Origin of the sequence: Noviherbaspirillum aerium, assembly GCF_008929045.1 — a bacterium.
Classification (GTDB): domain Bacteria; phylum Pseudomonadota; class Gammaproteobacteria; order Burkholderiales; family Burkholderiaceae_D; genus Noviherbaspirillum; species Noviherbaspirillum aerium.
The window spans coordinates 508,697-528,890 of sequence record NZ_VFAH01000002.1; the positions used below are offsets into that span (position 1 = coordinate 508,697).

Below are 20,194 nucleotides of genomic sequence, written 5' to 3' on the forward strand. Positions count from 1 at the left end.
TTTCACCCGTCGGGCCGCCATCACAAGCGCCAAATGAATCCGTATTTTCCTCCAAGCCAGAGCCTGCCCAGCACCAAGTCCACCGTCCGCCGGGTCGCCGATTCCGCGCCCATGGTGATGTGGATGCTGGACGCGAACAATGTCTGCATCTATATCAATCCGAGCACCGCAGCCTTGTTCGACAACGGCGAGACGATCGATATTTCAGCCTGGCTGGAATTCATGCATCCCGACGACATGCCGCGCGTCCTTCCCGTTCTGCAATCCGCCATGGAAGCCAGGCGCGAATACCAGGTTCGCTACCGCATCATCCGCAGCGACGGGTCGATACGCTGGATGCTTGGGACCGGCTCGCCGCGCTTCGACGGAACGGGCACATTCCTCGGGTATAACGGCAGTGAAATCGACGTCAGCGACCACCATGCGGCGCTGGAAGAGATCAGCAAGAGCGAGGCCACGCACCGGCTGCTGACCGAAAACAGTTCCGACGTGATCACCCGTCATGATGGCGACGGCATCGTACTGCATATATCAACCTCAGTGACGCCGATACTCGGCTATGACCCCGCCGAACTGATTGGAAAATCCGCCTACGAGCATATTCACCCGGACGACAAGCATCTCATCGTCGAGGAAGTGCGCCGCCAGCTCGCCAGCGGCGACGAGGGCCGGCTGGTGGAACTGCGCAAACTGCACAAGCGGGGCCATTACGTCTGGATGGCGACGAAAATGCGGCCGCTGACCGATCCGGTCACCAGGGAATGCACCGGCGTGATCTCGGTGTGCCGCGACGTGACCTTCGAGCGCCAGGCGACCGAGGAATTGAAGAAGCGCGAGGAACGCTTCCGCAGCCTGACCACGCTGTCATCCGACTGGTACTGGGAGACGGATGAGGCAGGCTGCTTCACCTTCATTTCCGAGGGCGCGGAAAAAATATTCGATGCGCCGGCCGGCTACTTCCTGCACAAGACCCGCGCCCACCTTGCCCGCGATGCCGAAGACCCCGGCTTGCGGCTGTATCTCGAAAAACGGGCGAACAGGCAGCCGTTCCGCGATCTCCGGTATGCGGGCGTCTCGCCGGGCGACGGCAGGCTGCGCTACGTCAGCATTTCAGGGGAGCCGGTGTTTGAAGACGGCGTTTTCCGCGGCTACCGCGGCATCGGCCGCAACGTGACGCAGGAAATCGAAGTCGCCGAGCGCCTGGTGCAGCTGGCCAACGAGAACAAGGCGCTGGTGGAAAATTCGCTGGACATCATTGCGCTGCTGGATGCGGAAGGCCGCTTCGTGCGCATCAATGGCGCGCTGACGGATATCCTCGGCTACCAGCCGGAGGAATGGCTGGGCCGCCCCTACGCCGATTTTCTGCATCCCGACGAACTGCACGAGACGCGCGCGGTGGAGGCGGGCCTGCGCACCGGCAAGAACACGATACACGACCATGAAACCCGCTGGCTGCGCAAGGATGGCAGCATTGCGCAGCTGTCGCTGTCGGCGCGCTGGGCCGAAGACAGGGCGGCCCTCTATGTAACGGCCCGCGACATCACCGCCCGCAAGCAGACCGAGCGGCGGCTCGAACACCTTGCCACGCATGACACGCTGACCGGCCTGCCGAACCGGGCCTTCCTCAATGCGCATGTGCAGAAGATGATCGACAGCGCCCAGCGCGATCAGGGCGTGGCGGTATTCTTCATCGACCTCGACCACTTCAAGGAAGTCAATGACTCCTTCGGCCACGAGCCGGGCGACATGCTGCTGTGCGAAGTGGGACGGCGGCTGCAGAAGGACCTGCGGCCGGGCGACTTCATTGCCCGCCTCGGCGGCGACGAATTCGTGGTGGTGGCCCCCTGCTCCGCCGGCCGCGACTCCGCCGTCGTCATTACACAGAAACTGCTGTCGACGCTGAGCGCTCCGGTGCACATCGCCGGGCAGGACGTGTTTGTCGGCGCATCGATCGGCATCAGCATGTTTCCGGAACACGGACAGACCAAGGAGCTGCTGTTCCAGTGCGCCGACACCGCGATGTACCGGGCCAAGAGCGCCGGGCGCAACGGCTACCGCTTCTTCGAGCCGGAGATGAGCGTCGAAGCCAAGACCCGGATGAAGCTCGAGCTGTCGCTGCGCCATGCGCTGGAGCGCAAGGAACTGTCGCTGCACTACCAGCCGCGCATCGATCTCAGGACCATGTCCATCGTCGGCATGGAAGCGCTGGCGCGCTGGCGCCATCCCGAGCTGGGCGATGTGCCGCCGATGCAGTTCATTCCGATCGCCGAGGAAAACGGCCTGATCGAAGCCATCGGCCGCTGGGTGCTGGAAGAAGCCTGCACCCAGACGCAGCGCCTGCTCGCCAGGTTCGGCCGGGAGTTGCGCATTTCGGTCAACCTGTCCGCGCGGCAGCTGAAGTCGCCCACCATCGTCGAGCAGGTGCGGGGCATTCTGGCCAGGACCGGCATCCCGCCGCAGCTGCTGGAACTGGAACTGACGGAAAGCGCGCTCATCGACGACATCGCGCATTCGGCCAGCATGCTCAAGCAGCTCAAGGCCCTGGGCATACAGCTGGCGGTCGACGACTTCGGCACCGGCTATTCCGGCCTGGCCTATCTGCGGCGCTTTCCGCTGGACGTGCTCAAGCTCGACCGCTCCTTCGTGATGCATCAGGACGAGGTTGAAAACAGTCCCGAATTCATCAAGGCCTTCGTCGACATGGCGCATGCGCTGAAGATGGCGGTGGTGGCCGAAGGCGTCGAGACTGCCGAGACCCTGCAGTTCCTGCGCAATGCCTCCTGCGATGAAGCGCAGGGTTACTTCCTGGCACGGCCGCTGACGCTGGAAGCCTTCGAAGCCTACCTGGCGCGCCTGCCCGCCGCGGCGAGGCAGGCGAGGTAAGCGAAGCAGGCGAGGTAGAGAGCGGGGCAGGCTACAATGCCGGGTGATGTCGAGCATAGTCGTCGTCATTGTCATCAACCCATCACCAGACCGGCCGCGTCATGCCTTGCCGGCAGGAGAACAATTCCATGGATTCCGCACTGGAACAGGCCCGCACGCTGTTCTTTCAGGGTGTCGAACACTTCGAAGCCGGCCGGCTGGAGCAGGCCCGCGCCGCATTCGAGGCATCCCTGTCCTTCGCGCCGGGACGCCCTTCGGTGGCCGGCAACCTCGGCATCACGCTGTTCCATTTGCGCCGCCATGCGGAGGCGGTGCCGCTGCTGGAACTGGCCACCGGAGCCGATCCGGCCTATGCCGATGCCTGGGCCAGCCTCGGCCTGTCACTGGAAGCCCTCGGCCGCTGGCCGGAAGCGACGGATGTGCTGGAGCAGGCCATCCGCCTTGCGCCGGGCCAGGCCACCCTGCAATTGCGCAGGGCCCAATGCCTGCTGCGCCAGGCGCGCGTGCAGGAAGCCCTGCATGCCTTCGATCAATGCCTGGCGGCAGCCCCCGAATATGCGGAGGCCTGGAGTGCGCGCGGCAGCCTGCTGCGCGAACTCAACCGGCTCGATGAAGCCGCCGCCTGCTTCGAGAAAGCGCTCGCCTTCGGCGGCGATGCCGAACTCAACGGCTATTACCTGGCCTCGGTGCGCGGAAACGCGGCGCCGGCCGTCCCGCCCGCGCCGCCGCGCCGCTATGTCGAAGGATTGTTCGACGACTATGCGGCGGATTTCCAGCGGCATGTCGTCGGGCAATTGCGCTACCAGGGCTATGAACGCCTGCTGCGCCCTCTCGCCAATGCGCAGGGAAAATTCTCGCGGGCACTCGATCTGGGCTGCGGCACCGGTTTGTGCGCGCCGCTTCTCCGGCCGCTGGCGGCAGTGGTCGATGGCGTGGATATTTCCCAAGCCATGCTGGAACAGGCGCGCAGGCTCGGCATCTACCGTGAACTGGCGCATGCCGACATCGCCGCCTATCTGGCGGCGGCGACCGAGCCGGCCGACCTGGTGGTGGCCGCGGATGTCTTCATCTATGTCGGCGATCTGGCCGACGTGTTCAGGAACGTGCGCCGGCTGCTGTCGCCTTCCGGCCGCTTCCTGTTTACCGTGGAAGCGCCCGAGGGTGCGGGGGCCGGGCAGGAACTGCAGCTCCTGCCCAGCCTGCGCTATGCGCATTCGGAGCAGTACGTTCGCCGGCTGGCGCAGGCATCGGGCTTTCGCGTGGACGACATTGCGCGCGCGCCGATACGCCACGACCAGGGGCGGCCGGTGGAAGGGCTGTACGTCTATCTCGCATAGGCTGCATTCCTGTCTTTCAACGACTTATTCATGGGGAATGCCATGCAGGAAAGAAACGCGCAGATGGCGCTGAGGCTGCATCAGATGACCGGCGAGCCGCTGGCGCACTGCAGCTATTTGCTGGACCAGACGAAGGGCGATTATGAAACCGCGCTGAAGATTCTCGAGCGCATCCTGGAACAGCGCAAGGAAGGCGTTCCGACTCCCGACATGCCCGACGACTCCCTTGCGGCGCACGAGAACCCGCCCAGCCTCGAACAGAGAGTCGAGCAGCTTGAAATGCAGCTCGCCTACCTGACCGGCGTGCTGACGACGATGAGCGGGCAACTGTCGGACCTGCTTGGCAAGCTGGCGGATCCGGGACCGCGAGATGGGGCGAAAGAGGATTAGCAGGTCGCAGGCGCAAGGCTTGCCTTGCGAAACCCCTGCTCCCTCTACCTCGCCGCTGGCAACTCCTACCCGCACTGCCGGTAAAACCTCAAGCCTCGGACGCGGCCGGCCCCACCCAGTTATCGATATCCCGCATCGAACCCGCATTCCGCAGCCGCCACAATTGCTTGTCCTCGCCGATCAGCGCGAAGACCAGCAGCGAGCGCCCGGTCACCTCGTACACATGGCCGAAGTCGAAGGAGGGATGCTCGATGCGATCCGGTTCGTTGGTATCGATCAGGTTCACCCAATCCCTGCCCTCGGGAACGGCGGGCAGCGTGAAGTTCACCACGTCATGGTGGGCATTGAAGACGATCAGCAGCGTCGCATCCGAGCCCTGCTTCTTGATGCCGGTGGCCTGGGCGCGGCCGTCGAGCAGCATGCCGAAGCATTTCGCGTTCGGGTCCTGCCAGTGCTGTTCCGCCATTTCGCTGCCGTCGGGCGTGAGCCATGCCACATCCTTGACATTGAGCTCCTCGTTGTAATTGCCGGTCAGGAAACGGCCGCGATTGAGGATGGGGAAGCTCTTGCGGATTTCCAGCAGCTTGCGGGTGAAGGACAGCATGGTGCGGTCTTCGGCGCCGATCTTCGCCCATTCCAGCCAGGTGATTTCATTGTCCTGCGCATAGGCGTTGTTGTTGCCGCGCTGGGAATTGCCGAATTCATCGCCGGCCAGGATCATCGGCGTGCCGCGCGACAGGATCAGCGTGGCCATCAGGTTGCGCTTCTGGCGTTCGCGCAGCGCGCGGATTTCCGGATCGTCGGTCGGGCCTTCCACGCCATGATTCCAGGAATGGTTGTTGGAATGGCCGTCGCGGTTTTCCTCGCCGTTGGCTTCATTGTGCTTGTCGTTGTACGACACCAGGTCGTTGAGCGTAAAGCCGTCATGCGCGCAGATGAAATTGACGCTGGCCCATGAACGGCGTCCGCGCTTGTTGAACAGATCGCCGGACCCGGAAATGCGCGAGGCGAAATCCGACAACTGGCCTTCGTCGCCTTTCCAGAAGCCTCGCACGGTATCGCGGAACTTGTCGTTCCACTCCGCCCATCCCGGCGGGAACTGGCCGACCTGGTAGCCGCCGGGGCCGATGTCCCAGGGCTCGGCGATCAGCTTCACGCTGGAGAGCACCGGGTCCTGGCGGCAGGCGTCGAGGAAGCCGCCGCCCTCGTCGAAGCCGTAGGGCTCGCGCGCGAGAATGGTGGCAAGGTCGAAGCGGAAGCCGTCCACCCGCATTTCCTGCACCCAGTAGCGCAGCGAGTCGGTCACCATCTGCAGCACCCGCTGGTGCGACAGGTTGACGGTATTGCCGGTGCCGGTGTCGTTGATGTAGAAGCGCCTGTTGTCCGGCATCAGCCGATAGTAGCTGGCATTGTCGATGCCCTTGAGCGACAGCGTCGGGCCGAGCTCGTTGCCCTCGGCCGTATGGTTGTAGACCACGTCGAGCACCACCTCGATGCCGGCCGCATGGAACTGGTTCACCATTTCCTTGAACTCGTTGGTGAACGGCGTCTGCAGATAGGCGGCCTGCGGCGCGAAGAAGGCAATCGAGTTGTAGCCCCAGTAGTTGCGCAGGCCCTTCTCGGTCAGGTAGCTGTCATGCAGGAAGGCATGCACGGGCAGCAGCTCGACGGCGGTAACGCCGAGGGCTCGCAGATAGGCGGCCACCTCGGCGTTGGCGAGGCCGGCGAACGTGCCGCGCTCCTCCGGCGGAATCCTTTCGTTGAGCGCGGTGAAGCCCTTCACGTGCATCTCGTAGAAGACGGTGTTTTCCCAGGGCACCTGCGGGCGGCGTTCCGGTCCCCAGGTGAAGGCCGGATCGATCACGCGGCATTTCGGCACCAGGTGCGCGCTGTTGCTGTCATTGAAGGACAAGTCCTTGTCGGGCGAGTCGAGCTGGTAGCCGAACACTTCCGGTCCCCAGCGCAGCTCGCCGACCAGCTGCCTGGCATAGGGATCGATGAGCAGCTTGTGCGGATTGAAGCGATGGCCCGCGTCGGGTTCATACGGGCCATGCACCCGGTAGCCGTAGACCGTGCCGGGCCGGGCGTTCGGCAGGTAACCATGCCAGACTTCATCGGTGTACTCGGGCAGCTCGATGCGCTCGATTTCCTGCCGGCCATCGATATCGAACAGGCACAGCTCGACCTTGGTGGCATGGGCGGAAAAGATCGCAAAGTTCACACCCAGGCCATCCCAGGTGGCGCCAAGCGGAAACGGCCTGCCTTCGCGGATGACGGAAGGCTTCATGATCTCGGGGGTAGTGCCGGAGCTGACGAACGTCATTGCTCCTCCTTGTTATTAGAGTGGATTGCAGGTGAGCGTAGGGAAGAATCGGCTTGTCTTGGGATGCAGGGCAAGGCGGGAGAAGCGCCGTGTGGCGGGCTACACCAGCGACGAAGAACGCTGCCATGCGCACGAGACAAGCCGAGGCGACCGGCCATCCATCCGCAATCCGCTCCAATATGGATGGAATAAGTCAATGCCGCCGGGGAGGCCAGACGAGCCTTGGAAGGGGACGAAAAAAACGGATTCTGGCAGGCAACGCAATGCCGGGTAGCATGAAAGCGGGAATAAGGTGTTCTCGATGGAAAGACGTTCATTGAACTATGCGATATGTCGAAAGCAAACTACAGCATAGATGTTGCAAGGTTTGAATCGTTCCGGTGCTTGCACATGATCAGGAGTCGATCTGTTGAGGAAACAGTTTCCCACCGTCGCCGGCCTCCATTGCTTGTCTGAAGCGCTGCAAGGACGGCCGGGATTACTGTACGCGAAGGCCGGCTATAAACGCTTCGCTTCCCGCAGCGCCTCAACACTTCAACATTTGACGAGTCACTTCCGCAACAGGCCGGCCCCCGTTCGACCATCGGCTGGCTGATATGCGGCATGCCTATATCTCAATATCATGAATCAAAAGCGGACGCCGTACCGCCGTGCAGGTAACATGCTTTCCGTCTCCTCCAACTCTCCTTGAATTGGATTCAGCCCGCAAGCCGACAGGTCTGCGGGCTTTTTTTCGGGCTTTTTTTCGTCTTCCGGATCGGGCCTATACTGTGCGCTGTCTTCAGATCGCACTCCATGCTGCCCTGTCCATGAACTCTCCGCCTCCGGCGTCATCATCCGCTATCCATACGACCGGCCGAGGCAGCCATGTCCTGCATACCGTCGTCTATCTCGGTGTCATTGCCTGCGTGCTGCTGCTCAATGTCACCGGCAATGCGGCCTTTCGCCCGCCGCTGTCTCTGCTTTCCCTCATCGCCATCGCTCTCTCCCTGCCGCATGCGGCGAGGCTTGCGCGCGGCATCGCGCTCGGTTTCGTCGGCGGCGGCAGTCTGCTGCTGTGGCAGGCTGGGCTGGACCTGGGCGACTGGCTGCGCGCCTTCGGCGACATGGCTTATCTGCTGGCCCTGTTCGCCGCCCTGCCCGTCCTGGCCGAACCGATCCGCCTCGGCGGCTACAGCCAGGCGATACAGGCGCTGCTGCAGCGGCGAGTAAGCGGACTGGTCGGGCTCAATTGCCTGACCACCCTGATGGCCTACCTGTGCGGGTCGGTGGTGAGCCTTGCCGCCGTTCCCATCATGATGGCCTGCCTGCAGCCGGTGGTGGAGCGCTATCCGCTCGGCAACCGGATGCGTTTCATGACCGGCGCCTCGATTTCCGGTTATGTGCTGCCGCTGTTCTGGACGCCGGTATCCGGCGTGGTCGGCGTGGTCCTGCACACCTTGCGCCTGGACTGGGCAGCACTCTTCCCCCGCCTGTTCGCCCTGAGCATGGGCTGCCTGCTGATCAACTGGCTGGTCTTCCACCTGCTGGAGGGACGCAAGCCGGTCCCCCGGACACAAGCATCGGCACCCGCCTCCGATGCTCCCCAGGACCCTTCGCCCTGGCGCGGGCTGGGCGCCATGCTGCTGGGGATCGGCCTTCTGGTAGCCGCCTTCGTGCTGATCGAAACCAGGCTGCGCGTCGGCCTGGTCACGGTCGTCACGCTGGTCGCCGTGCCCGGCGCCTTCCTGTGGTGCGCGGCGATCGGGCAGGGCCGGCGCTTCATTATCGAGGGCGGGCAGGCTGCGCTGGGACGCATTCCGCGCATGGCCGACCAGTTCGCGGTATTCCTCGCCGCCGGTTTCTTCGCTGCGGCCATCAGACTGTCTTCTGCGGATGCCACCATAAACCAGCTGTTCATGCAATTGAGCGATGCCGTCGGGGCGCAGGCGCTGGCATTGATGATCCCGGCGATGACGCTGGCGGCGTCCTTTCTCGGGCTGCATCCGCTGGTCGCCATTGCGCTGCTGGCCGATTCGCTGCGTCCGGAGCTTCTCGGCCTGAGCTCCGCGCAACTGGCGCTCGCCCTGATCGGCGGCTCGGTGCTGACCTTCATGCTGGGTCCGTTCAGCGGCACGCTGGGCCTGGCGCAGACCATCTCGGGCGTTTCCGCCTTCCGCCTGTGCGCGTGGAACGCGCCGTATGCGCTCGGGTACTTTTTCCTGCTCGCGGTTTTTCTGCAGATCGCCTGAGGTGAGAGGAGTCCGCGGCAGGCATCGCGGGCAAGCTCATTCCGGCAGCAAGGTATCAGATCGCTTCGGCAATCGCCCGTCCCAGGTCCTGCGTGCCTGCCTTGCCGCCGATATCGCGCGTGAACGGCGCATTCGCCGGCCCGGCTTCCAGCACCTTTTCAATCGCGCGCAGCACCGCCGCGCCGGCTTGCGCATGGCCCAGGTGCTCCAGCATCATCGCGCCGCACCAGATCTGCCCGATCGGATTGGCAAGACCCTTGCCCGCGATATCCGGCGCCGATCCGTGCACCGGTTCGAACAAGGACGGAAAGGCGCGCTCGGGATTGATGTTGGCCGACGGCGCGATGGCGATCGTGCCGGTGCAGGCCGGACCGAGATCGGACAGGATGTCGCCGAACAGGTTGGACGCCACCACCACGTCGAAGCGGTCCGGATTCTGCACGAAATGCGCGGTCAGGATATCGATGTGGTACTTGTCCCAGCGGATCTCCGGATACTGCCTGGCCATCTCGACGACGCGCTCGTCCCAGTACGGCATGGTGATGGAAATGCCGTTGGACTTGGTGGCCGAGGTCAGGTGCTTCTTCGGCCGCTTCTGCGCCAGCTCGAAGGCGAATTTGAGGATGCGGTCCACGCCCTTCCTGGAGAACACGCTTTCCTGGAACACCACTTCGCGCTCGGTGCCTTCATACATCTTGCCGCCGACCGAGGAGTATTCCCCCTCGGTGTTTTCGCGCACCACATAGAAGTCGATGTCGCCGGGCTTGCGGTTGGCCAGCGGAGTGGGAATGCCGGGCATGAGCCGGACCGGGCGCAGGTTGACGTACTGGTCGAATTCGCGCCGCAACTTCAGGAGCGAACCCCACAGCGAGACATGGTCGGGCACGGTGTCGGGCCAGCCGACGGCGCCGAAGAAGATGGCGTCATGGCCGCCGATCTGGTCCTTCCAGTTGTCGGGCATCATTTGCCCGTGCTGCCGGTAATAGTCGCAGGAGGCGAAGTCGAAATGGTCCCACTGGAAATCGATGCCGAACTTGCGGGCCGCGGCGTCGAGTACGCGCAGGCCTTCCGGTACGGTTTCCTTGCCGATGCCGTCGCCGGCAATGACCGCGATGCGATGTGTTGTCATGAAAGATCACCTTGGACTGGGGAAGATAGGCGATGGCTGGAAAGCAACTGCCTCTGTTGCCTCACATGATACTTGCTACCGCAAGTCGTTGCCCAAGGAGGGAACACATCGAACGGATCGACGGCAAATTTCGCAGTCATTCCGGGTCATGGGAATACCTGGCCTTTCCGTCGGCGGCGATGCGGGCAAGGCTTGGCGCGGCGAGCCTGGAGCAAGGGATCCGGGGTCAGGAGGGAGCGGACAGCCCTTACCCTCAACGCGAGCGTTCGCGCTGCACGCCTGCATCAATGCTGCCATACGCCTCGATGCCGGACGCTCCTGCGGAATTGCGCGCATAGCCTCCGCAACCGGCAAGCAAAAGGATTGCCGACAATGCGACGCACATCAGCTTTCCGTTTGGGCGGCCAGGTGTCGGACGATGAGGCCGGTCCGCACTTCTCACTGCCGATCGCCTTCCCTGCGCCGGCTGTCCTGGCTGTCCTGGCTGTCCTGGTTGCTCTGACTATCGGGCGCGATGGCATCATGCAACGGCTTTTCCAACTGGTCGCCGTGCTTCTTGAGCGATTCATCGGCCGGCTGCGCCACCTGTTTCGCTTGATGCGCTTGGTGTTCCTGATGCTTGTCTTGCTGCGTGTTCATGAATGCCCTCCTGTGAATGAGGAATCTGCAAAGGCAACGTCAATGAGATCGTCAAGGATAGGCAGAAGCTTTGCAATTTAGTTCATGCGCAGACAACATGTTCCTGCTCGGGACCGTTACTCTTGGGAACGTCTTGCCTGGGGCCCGTTCACACGCCACTGGTCAAATGATGGACGAGAATCACGCCGATACTGCGTCAACAATGCGCGCAACGAATGACAAAGGCGCGGCCTTGCTGTGCTTGTTTCCTTGTACCGGCATGATGTCGCCAATCCGTCTTCAACCCATTTTCAACTTATCCCGCTAGCGGGATTTTTGCATCATCAGGACTGGCGCCGGCGTGGCAGCGCCCGGCGGCGGAGCGCGGAATTCGGCCGGAATGGGAAGCACGACCATGCTGCGGTCTCCGGCCAGGATCAGCGTCTGTCCATCGTCCGTGAGCGTGGCGCCTGTTTCGAAGGGGAAGCAGTTCTGATGGGAGTCGCTGTTCATGATCTGGGAACAGTTCGGCCTGTCATCCACTTCGATATAACCAATGACGGGAAAGTCCAGCGTTGATGTCAGCGTGGCGCCGGTGTCGAACACATAGATGCGCGCCTTGTCGGTACTGGAAGCGCTCTGGGCGTAATAGTAAGAGCGGGCGCCGCTGCGCGACATCACTACCCAATTGCCGTACCATCCGTCGGGCACGCGCACATTGCCCTTCACCGTCAGGTCGAAACCATACACTCTGTCGTTGAACAGCCAGCGGCTGCCGTCCCGGTTGACCGCATACCGATAGAAATACGTGCCGTCGTTGCCCGGCGTGATGGCCTGGAAGACGCTGTCCGTGAGTTCGTAGCGGTAAATCGGACTGTGCGGACTATAAAGACCCGAGTCCGGCCACAGCATGCGCAGTCCGTTTCCGGAGACCGCAGCCCAATCGGCAAGCGAGCCGACATTGTAAGTGTTGATGTTCAGCGCGCGGACAGCGCCGCTTTCCGGATCGACCCAGCCGTGGTCGCGCATGAACACGCTGCCATCACCCATGACAGGCAGGTTTTGCCCCTTGTTGCTGCCGGTGCAGCAGCTTCCATTTGCGGACAGGTCGATGGTCTTGAGGGTGGCAAGATCACTCAGCGCAAGATGATGCAGGCGCGACGTTCCCTCCTTGAGCAACAGCGCGCTGCGATCCGGCGTCAGGCCGATGCTGTCGATCGCGGTAAAGCTGCGGGAAGCCGCCAGCGCGAGTACGCCGCTGGACAGGCTGTAACGCATGACGCTCTTGAGATCCATGTTGACGACATAGGCATTCTGGCCAACCGCATCCCATACCAGCTGCCTCTTGCGGCCGGCCGCCGCAACGGATTGATAGCCATAGCTGCGCGGCGCGAGGGACGTGACCGTGCCGGTCGGAGAAGGAAGTCCGGCGGCGTTGCCCACGCTGACCACATGGTCGCCCGCCTCCATGGCCGGCAGCGACAGGCGCAACAGGCCGGCATTGACCCGCGTCACGGCCAATGGCGCAACACCGTTGACACGGACGCGGTCCTCGGGCTTGGCAAGCGTGTCGAAATTGCTGCCGAAGACCAGGACCTCTCCCGCGACGCCGGGCGTCAATGCCAGCAGATCGGTGTATTTGATCTGCGCCAGCCGCTTCTCCACGTTGACCACAAGATTGCGCTCGGTGACGCCGTCCGCCTGGACCCTGACGGTTGCCTTGTAAGAGGCGTTATTGGCCAGCTGCGCAAAGCTGGAAGCATCGATGCGCCAGGTGAGCGGCGTATTGAAGTCGCCGCTTGCCGCGTCAAGCCGAAGCCAGGGCTGACTGCTGACGGCGTTCCATCGGGTGGCCGTGGCGCCGGGCGCAATATTGACGGGCACGCTCTGGCTTGCCGCGGCAGCTGTCGTTTCACTATCGAAGCGCAATGTGCTCTGGGCCGGCACCACCAGGCCGTCGGAGACTGTCAGTGTCACAGGTATGGTCAAGGCTCCCGCCGCCATGTTGGCGCTCAATGCCAGGCTGGCCTTGTAGGTGCCTGCCCGCAGACTGGCAGCCGATGCCTGCAGCTTCACACCGTCTGTCGATGTTTCCGCGCTGAGCCAGCCAGTTTGATAGCTGTGGTAGGTGATGCCCGCCTGCAATCCATCCGCCCCCGCCGGCAGCGTGACGGGCACTCGCACGGCGGCACTACTTCCCGATTCAGCGGAAGCCAGATCCACGGTACCGGTATTTGTCTTCAGTGTGCCCATTACGGCGATCTTGTAGGGAATGTTGAATGGCGAGCCTCCATGATGCTGGGTGCAGGCCTTCGTGGTGCACGCCACAACCTGTACCGTCCCGCTGTAGGTGCCCGCTGCCAATCCGGTCTGGGGCCTGATCATGATTCTGGCGCTGCTGTCTTGCGGATTCACTGCAACGTCGACCGGGGTGACGACACCGGCTCCGGTGACCGATGCGCCGATATAAACATCCTGATTGATCTCGCCGCTGCCAGTGGCATTGACCACCACGGGAATGGGATTACTGCCTTCGCTGAATTTGAAGCTTAAAGGAGCGGTATTAAGATTAATCTGCAGTCCCGTGCCTTGCTTGGCAACCGGGGCGCTGCCGCTGCCGCCGTCATTGCTTCCGCCGCCACCGCCACCGCCACCGCATGCGGACAATGCGCACAACAACGCCAGAAGTACATATTTTTTCATGAACATACTTATTTATTATTGAGTTGCCAGGCATGAACTATTTCTATGTGCGACATGCCCATGCTTAAGAAAATGGATGAACGAAGAAACGGAAAATCGCAAAGTCCAACGACGTTCGCAAAGACCGAAAGTCTATCGATGAAAGTGAAGTGACGAACATCGATTAATGAAAACCTGTAATGCGCTTGACAAGTTTCGTTGTAAGTCACCAACATGAATTGCGGAAGGCATTATTAATTGGCATCGTCTCTTGCTCATTCATCTATTCAAAAGATCCACCATCGCCGCTTGCCTGTATGTATGCGCATATTCAGCGGATATCCCTCCCGCTCAATGCCGATGCCGGCCATTCATGCAAGCTGTTCATGCAAGCTGTTATAGCGCCGCGGTTGGAGCATGCGCCATCCGGCTGACCGCGCGCAGCGGCTTATGCTTATGCTTATGCTTATGCGTCAGCGCAAAACGCGAGGCGTTCAGGCATCTAAGCTGGGATGAGCATCAACCGGCCTGCAATCAGCGTCATTGACATTGGATGGGCATCATGAACGTACACACCAAGCGCATCATTTCCGGCATCGCGGGCGTGGCCGGCACTCTCTGGCTCGGCATGCTGGCCACGCTGTCGGCCAGGCAGCACCGGCTGATCTTCAATCCCGTTCGCCTCGGCGATGGCGAGCGGCCGAAGAGCGCCGGCCATCGCACGCGTTCCGTGGTATTGCGCGGCGCCGACGGCACGCGCCTGTGCGGCTGGCTGCTGACACCGAGGGCACCGGGCGTGCATCCGGCGGTCATTTACTTCGGCGGCCGCTCCGAAGAGGTGTCATGGGTGGTGCGTGATGCGACATCGATGTTTCCCGGCATGACGGTGCTGGCGGTGAACTACCGCGGCTACGGCAATTCCGACGGCGTGCCTGCGGAGCGCCACCTGGTGGAAGACGGCAAGATGCTGTTCGACTGGCTGGCGGCCCGCCCGCAGGTCGACCCCGGGAGAATCGCCGTGATCGGCCGCAGCCTGGGTTCCGGCGTGGCGCTGCAGGTGGCTGCGCATCATCCCGTGGCGGCCGTGGTCCTGATCACGCCTTACGATTCCATCCTGTCGATCGCGAAGCGGCGCTTCAGGACCATGCCGATCGGACTGGTGCTCCGGCATCGCTTCGAATCGGTGAAGTATGCCGCCAGGATCAAGGCCCCCGTGCTGATCCTGCGTGCGGAGCAGGACACGGTGGTGCCGGGCGTGCATACGGACCTGCTGGCATCCAAGCTGAGTTCAGTGCATGGCGACCATACGGTCAGCGGCTCGGATCATTTCAACATTCCCCATCTGGAGGAAACGCAGCAGCGCATCGCCGCCTTTCTCCGATGCTGGATGTTCGCGCGCCAGAACCGGCACCCCTCACCTGCGATGCCAGCCGCACCGACCGGCGTACAGGCACTGGCATAGCTGCTGCTCGTTTGTTGTTGAATTGTTGATGTACCGGTCCATGCGGCTTGCACCTGCGCTGGCGAATCCGGATTCATGGCGGGTTCGCCAGGCGACATGCAAATACTGCTGAGGCGAGAGCGACAATCCCGGCATGAGGCTTATCGTCGCTAGGCTGTGTTTGATAAGCGCCGCGAGCGGTTCGAAGTCGCGCCGAGGAGCGCACGCGTACGGACAGTACGCCGAGCACCGCAGGAGCGAATCCGGACCCAGATTACAGCAAGCGGCTTATCAAACACAGCCTAGAGCGGTTTCGCCTTGACCTGCCTGGTCAAGACGAAACCGCTACAGTTGAACCGGGGATGATGCGGTGACGACCGGCAGCGATAGTATGGGGCGATGGCGCGGGAATATCTGGAGCGTCGATCAAGATGGCGCTTGCCGCTTCGCACCTCCTTGCCGTTCATCTGCACTGTCTTCGTCGACGCGCCTTTGTCATTCGCTGCGCGCATTGCTGACGCAGTATCGGCATGACTCTCATCCGCCATTTGATCAACAAATTGTTAACTCGCACCACTAGCTTCAGGCACCCCGGTCCGGATGGATTGTCATGCAGTCGGCGAGGCTGTTTCCAGCCACGAACTCATCACGACAGCGCCCTCCCGGCCGGCGCCCCTTGGCTTGCCTGTTCCGAGCATTCGCCGCGTCAACTGTTGCCCGATACATTCGCCGCGTTATTGACGAACGTGGGCATCGCGGGATGTATCACCGCATGCTCGGTACTACTGATGCGATATGTCCAGTTCGCGATCTCCGGCGCGCCGCCAAACACATTGGTGTTTCCCGATACCGCAGATTGGTGAATTGCCCGCACGATGCCGCCTGCCCCGGAGTAGGGCTCATTGTGCATGCGAATGCCAAGTCCACCGAGGGCGTTGTTCTCGACGCGGGCATAAGCGACCGGAGAGGTGCAGAGGGTGTGGCTGCCATAAGCCGTGCGGACACCCGCCTTGTTGACCTTGGGGTGGAATCCGGCGAGATGTGAGAGACGGATTCCGGCAAAGCGTCGGCGTTCGGGTTGCACACCGACGTCTGCCAGCGTGTTGTTTGCCACCGTGAAACCGGAACATCCGCCCCACATGGAGATGGCCGTGGTGAACTTGGACGCAAAAGAACTGCACTCGATACGGTTGTAGCGAATACGGAAGTTGGCGGCAAGGGAACAGATGTTGACCATGACATTGTCCTGAATGGCGCCGAAGTCTTCCTGGGTCAGTTCACCCGGACGCAGCGCCGGGTCCGAAGCGCTCCGTATCTGGTTCGCCGCCCAGCGCGGACTGCGCAGGGAGAATCCGACCAGGCCGCTTGAGCCATGCACGAAGGAGCGATGAATCTGCGCATACTTACCGGCCAGCGGACCGGTCAGCCACACGACGAAGTAATGGCGGTACACGTTTTCGTCCTCGGGAATCGGGCCGGCGCTGGCCCCTCCGGGATTGCGGGGAACAAGGATCGACGGACTTTCCTTGGTGCCGATTTTCCCGTGCGATCCATAGTAGCGCGCCAGGGTGAATTGATCGACGACCGGATGGGAATAGGCATTATTGCCAAAAGCGTCGAAGCCGATGGCCTCTTCCGTGATATCGGTCAGGATATTGCCTTCGATGACGGTATCCAGGTGCGATTGGTTGTAGGCACGCGAATGTTCTTCGCTGCCCGGCTTCGGTATGCCGTGAATGAGATTTGCGATCCCGGTGACTCCGCCATGAATGACGTTGTTGATGAAATGGTTTCCGTAGCCGCCGTTGCACTGGAAATTGCGGCCGACCGACTGCCTGCACCGATTGTGTTCGATCAGCGAATCGTTCATGTCATTGGCCATCAGCGCATACCTGTGGCCGCTAAAGTCATTCCAGCGCATGCTCAGACGATTGAACCCCTCATCAAGTGCGAGCGCCTGCAAGAAAACTGATTCGGACTTGGAATTGCTGAAAGTGTTGAACCAGAGTAGAAGATCGTTGACGTAGGCGGAAACGATCTGCCGTGAAGCCTGCTCGAAACAGCAGTTGTAGATTTGCAGCGGCAGCCTGGTTTGCACCGGATGACGGCCCCTGAAGCAATGATCGCCATCGCTGAAGATGGTTACTTTGCGCTTTGGTCCGGAGGTCCGCAGATCCAGCACCTGGTCCAGCTCGGTGACACCGGGAAGAAGTTTGATCGGGCGTCCGTCCTGCAGCGATGCCTGCACTGCCTCTGCCAGGGCTTGCGGCAAATTGGAAGCAGGGCGGCGGTAGTTGCTTTGATTGAGCACTCCCATCATGACCGCCTTCTCGCGGTCGCGCAGCCGTTCCCAATCCGCGGCGTTCGTGATGTATGCCGCGGGGCTCATTTCCGGCGCGCCGGTCTCGAGCAATGAGGCGGTAGTGCTTTGCGCTTCATCGCCTGTGCCGCCGCCGCACGCGCCGAGCATGAGACCGGAGCCGCCGGCGATCAGGAGACGGCGTCGCTTGGCCTGCGCCGGACTGAGCAGGATATTGGATGCGGGGATGAGAGGTGTTCGTCGATCTGGCATGAGTTCATCCTTCTTTGTTCAAGGGGCTGAGATGCAATCGAAGCGGCAGCGCAACCGCGTGCCGCCATTGGAAGCCGGCAGCAGACGTCGACATGTCAACTCGTCGCGACGGCAAGGGTTGCTGGCGGAGACGCAGAGATTATTGAAGAAATGACCACGAAAGTTTCTAAGTTACAAAATCTTTCATTCGCGCGGAACCGCGGATTTGCAAGTGACTGTTCGGGAAAGCACTCAAAGGAACCTGGGCTATTTGCCGCGTCGTGCAGTGGAAAGCCTGTGAATGAAACGGATGGCGTCACCCTTCGAACATTTAGATATGTCCATTTAGATATGACCATATGCACGCTCCGATGCATACCTCGACTTCGCAGACGCATGCGCGGGCGATGCATGGTCAGTCAAGACGCGCCGCCGGCATGCCAGCGAACTCGCAAAGCGGCGATGCTGAGTTTGAGCGGACGTTTGGAACACGTGCCGCAGGACAGTGTTCGATGTTGCCCGTTTCTCCGGCGTAGCCATTCCAGTCAAGATGGACCGGAGTTTTTACAATGACAGTGGCGTGGCCATCGGCACCGGCGCAGCGTGTCGTACGAGTCGGTACTCGCCATTCTCGCCATTGCGCGGTCGCCGGAACCCCGCTATCGCAGCTGGTCCGGCTGCCGACAGGGTCAAACCAAACCAAATTAGGGATCCGGCCCGAAAATAGGTTGGACCGACCGAACCTATTCGCCGAAGTGCCTGCCTACCCAGCTGGCAACGCCCGCGACCGACCGGAATTCGCAGGCGGCGCGGCAGGCGATCTGCGGATGGCGCTGGCTAAGCATGCGCGACAATGCATTGCCCGGCCCGAGTTCGAGCGCGATCGTGATGCCGGCCTCCGCGAAGTTGTCCATGCACTGCTGCCAGACGATGGTTTCCGAAAGCTGCCGCGCCAGCGTATCGATCGCCCGTTCCTTGTCGCGGATGTTTTCGGCGGAGATGCCGCAGACGACAGGCAGGTGCGGGTTGGAAAATTTGCGCTGGCGCAGTTCCGCAAGAAACGGCGCGACCGCGGCATGCATGAGCGGCGTATGCGAAGCCACTTCCACCGGCAGCGCGGTCACGCGCGCGCCGCGCTGCTCAACCGACTCGCGCACGGCATCGGCATCCTGGCGCAGGCCGCCGACCACCGCGCTGTCTTCTCCGGTTTCGATGGCGATCGACATCGCAGCGGGCGCGAGCATCTCCCGCAACAGCGGCAAGGCAATGCCGGATACCGCCAGCATCGCCTGCGGCTGCCCCGGCTCCTTGCACGCATCCATGGCCGTGGCGCGGATGGCGGCGAGTGCGATGGCATCCTGCGCCGCCAGGCTTTCCGCGACGGCATAGGCGGTCAGCTCGCCGATGCTGTAGCCCGCCACGAGTGATGGCATCGGCAAGACATTCCTTACCGCCTCCCATGCCATGAGCGAGGCGGCAACGATCAGCGGCTGCGCGCTCCGGTTCGCATACAGCCGTGATGCCTCATTGAGCGCCTGTTCCGGCGGCATGCCTAGCGCTTCCCGCAGCCGCCATTCATCCGCAAGCAGGGCCGCAGGCCCGCCATTGCCGAGCACGTCGAACATCTGCGCATGCTGGGCGCCCTGCCCCGGACAGAGAATCGCAAGACGCCGGCTCATGATGCGACCGCGGCTCCGCCCTCGTGCGCATGCCGCATGAATTTGTGCACCAGGCAGGCGGCGCCGAGCAGGTCCGCCGCTCCGCCCGGCGACAGTCGGGCCGCGACAAAGCGCTCATGGCAGGCGATCGCATGCTCGCGCCAGTCCGCCGCCGCCGTGCCGCCACGGGACAGGAATCCGGCGGCGCTCTCCCTGACCAGGCGGGCCCCTTCATTGCCGCCGCGGAAATACACGTTCGTGTCGCTGATATGCGCCATCAGGGCGAACAGCGCATCGATGCGCGCCCTTTCCCAGCAGGCGCTGGCAGCCAGGGTGGCCTGCAAGGCGGGCACGGCCACGTTGAAGACGGACGGCAGGCCGAGCGCGGCTTCTTCGCGCGCGCCGGATGCCGCATGCTGGCGCGCCACCTGCAAGCCATGCGAGTCGCCGGTATGCGGCCGCGCGTGCATTGCCAGATCACGGCCCCAATTGGAGACGAGCGCGGCGCGGAGGTTGTCGCCGCCAAGCGGCACGCCGCGCGCGTGACAATCACCGGCGGCGGCGCACAGCAAGCCGAGTGCGAAGATCGCGCCGCGATGGGTATTGATGCCGCCGGTGGCTGACAGCATGCGGCTTTCCGCATCGATGCCGAGCTGTCTCAGCACGGGGAACGGCGCGCCCTCCATTCCAGCTTCCGTGATCCGGCTGAAGTAGCCGCGCAGGGAAAACAGGCTGCGGAAGAAGGTGTCCGCATTCATGTCGTCATGGCTGCCGTTGTCCACCAGCGATACCAGGCCGGGTTTGGGATAGAGGGTCAGTTCATCGTAGAGACTGGATACCGCGATGCGCGCGGCCCGCAGGCAGAACTCGCGCCGTCGCTGCGTTGCTCTTACAGAGGGAATGACGAGCAATGCAGAGCGGGCCGCATCGGCCGCCGGGGCAGTCATCACG

At 62.4% G+C, this 20,194-nt stretch carries 12 protein-coding genes; 5 read left to right on the forward strand and 7 right to left on the reverse strand.

From position 1 onward, the window contains the following. Positions 1-33: 33 nt before the first annotated feature. From FH061_RS05470 to FH061_RS05480, 3 genes are all read left to right on the forward strand, one after another. Positions 34-2,883, forward strand: coding sequence for a sensor domain-containing protein (locus FH061_RS05470; protein ID WP_192804924.1), 2,850 nt, complete (start codon positions 34-36; stop codon positions 2,881-2,883). A gap of 128 nt (positions 2,884-3,011) precedes the next feature. Next, positions 3,012-4,220, forward strand: a complete 1,209-nt coding sequence (locus tag FH061_RS05475) for a tetratricopeptide repeat protein (protein ID WP_192804925.1) — start codon at positions 3,012-3,014, stop codon at positions 4,218-4,220. Positions 4,221-4,262: 42 nt separating this feature from the next. Next, positions 4,263-4,610: a hypothetical protein gene (locus FH061_RS05480; protein ID WP_151633754.1), complete on the forward strand. Its 348-nt coding sequence runs from the start codon at positions 4,263-4,265 to the stop codon at positions 4,608-4,610. Positions 4,611-4,698: 88 nt separating this feature from the next. Here FH061_RS05480 and glgX read toward each other — a convergent pair whose 3' ends face one another. After that, positions 4,699-6,933 carry a glycogen debranching protein GlgX gene (gene glgX, locus FH061_RS05485; protein ID WP_151633756.1) on the reverse strand — a complete coding sequence of 745 codons (2,235 nt, stop codon included), beginning with the start codon at positions 6,931-6,933 and terminating at the stop codon, positions 4,699-4,701. Positions 6,934-7,742: 809 nt separating this feature from the next. On the opposite strand from glgX, the gene FH061_RS05490 reads away from it, so the two are divergent. Then, positions 7,743-9,164 carry a hypothetical protein gene (locus tag FH061_RS05490; RefSeq protein WP_151633758.1) on the forward strand — a complete coding sequence of 474 codons (1,422 nt, stop codon included), beginning with the start codon at positions 7,743-7,745 and terminating at the stop codon, positions 9,162-9,164. Between the two features lie 55 nt (positions 9,165-9,219). Here the strand turns inward: FH061_RS05490 and FH061_RS05495 are convergent, their stop codons facing one another. The 3 genes from FH061_RS05495 to FH061_RS05505 form a co-directional block, all read right to left on the reverse strand. Further along, positions 9,220-10,293, reverse strand: coding sequence for a tartrate dehydrogenase (locus FH061_RS05495; RefSeq protein WP_151633760.1), 1,074 nt, complete (start codon positions 10,291-10,293; stop codon positions 9,220-9,222). Between the two features lie 438 nt (positions 10,294-10,731). Further along, positions 10,732-10,932 (reverse strand): hypothetical protein, encoded by a 201-nt coding sequence (locus FH061_RS05500; protein WP_151633762.1) that lies wholly within the window; start codon positions 10,930-10,932, stop codon positions 10,732-10,734. A 303-nt stretch (positions 10,933-11,235) separates the two neighbouring features. Continuing rightward, on the reverse strand, positions 11,236-13,614 hold the full coding sequence (locus tag FH061_RS05505; RefSeq protein WP_151633764.1) for a BACON domain-containing protein: 2,379 nt from the start codon (positions 13,612-13,614) through the stop codon (positions 11,236-11,238). Between the two features lie 541 nt (positions 13,615-14,155). Between FH061_RS05505 and FH061_RS05510 the strand changes: the two genes are divergently transcribed. Beyond that, complete coding sequence (locus FH061_RS05510; protein WP_151633766.1) at positions 14,156-15,055, forward strand: alpha/beta hydrolase; 900 nt, start codon at positions 14,156-14,158, stop codon at positions 15,053-15,055. Positions 15,056-15,740: 685 nt separating this feature from the next. Here the strand turns inward: FH061_RS05510 and FH061_RS05515 are convergent. The 3 genes from FH061_RS05515 to mdcB all read right to left on the reverse strand — a co-directional run bounded on the left by FH061_RS05515 (position 15,741) and on the right by mdcB (position 20,190). After that, complete coding sequence (locus tag FH061_RS05515; RefSeq protein WP_151633768.1) at positions 15,741-17,606, reverse strand: hypothetical protein; 1,866 nt, start codon at positions 17,604-17,606, stop codon at positions 15,741-15,743. Positions 17,607-18,328: 722 nt separating this feature from the next. Beyond that, positions 18,329-19,264, reverse strand: coding sequence for an ACP S-malonyltransferase (locus FH061_RS05520; protein ID WP_151633770.1), 936 nt, complete (start codon positions 19,262-19,264; stop codon positions 18,329-18,331). Next, on the reverse strand, positions 19,261-20,190 hold the full coding sequence (mdcB, locus tag FH061_RS05525; protein WP_151633980.1) for a triphosphoribosyl-dephospho-CoA synthase MdcB: 930 nt from the start codon (positions 20,188-20,190) through the stop codon (positions 19,261-19,263). Before mdcB ends, FH061_RS05520 begins: the two co-directional genes overlap by 4 nt. Positions 20,191-20,194 lie beyond the last annotated feature (4 nt).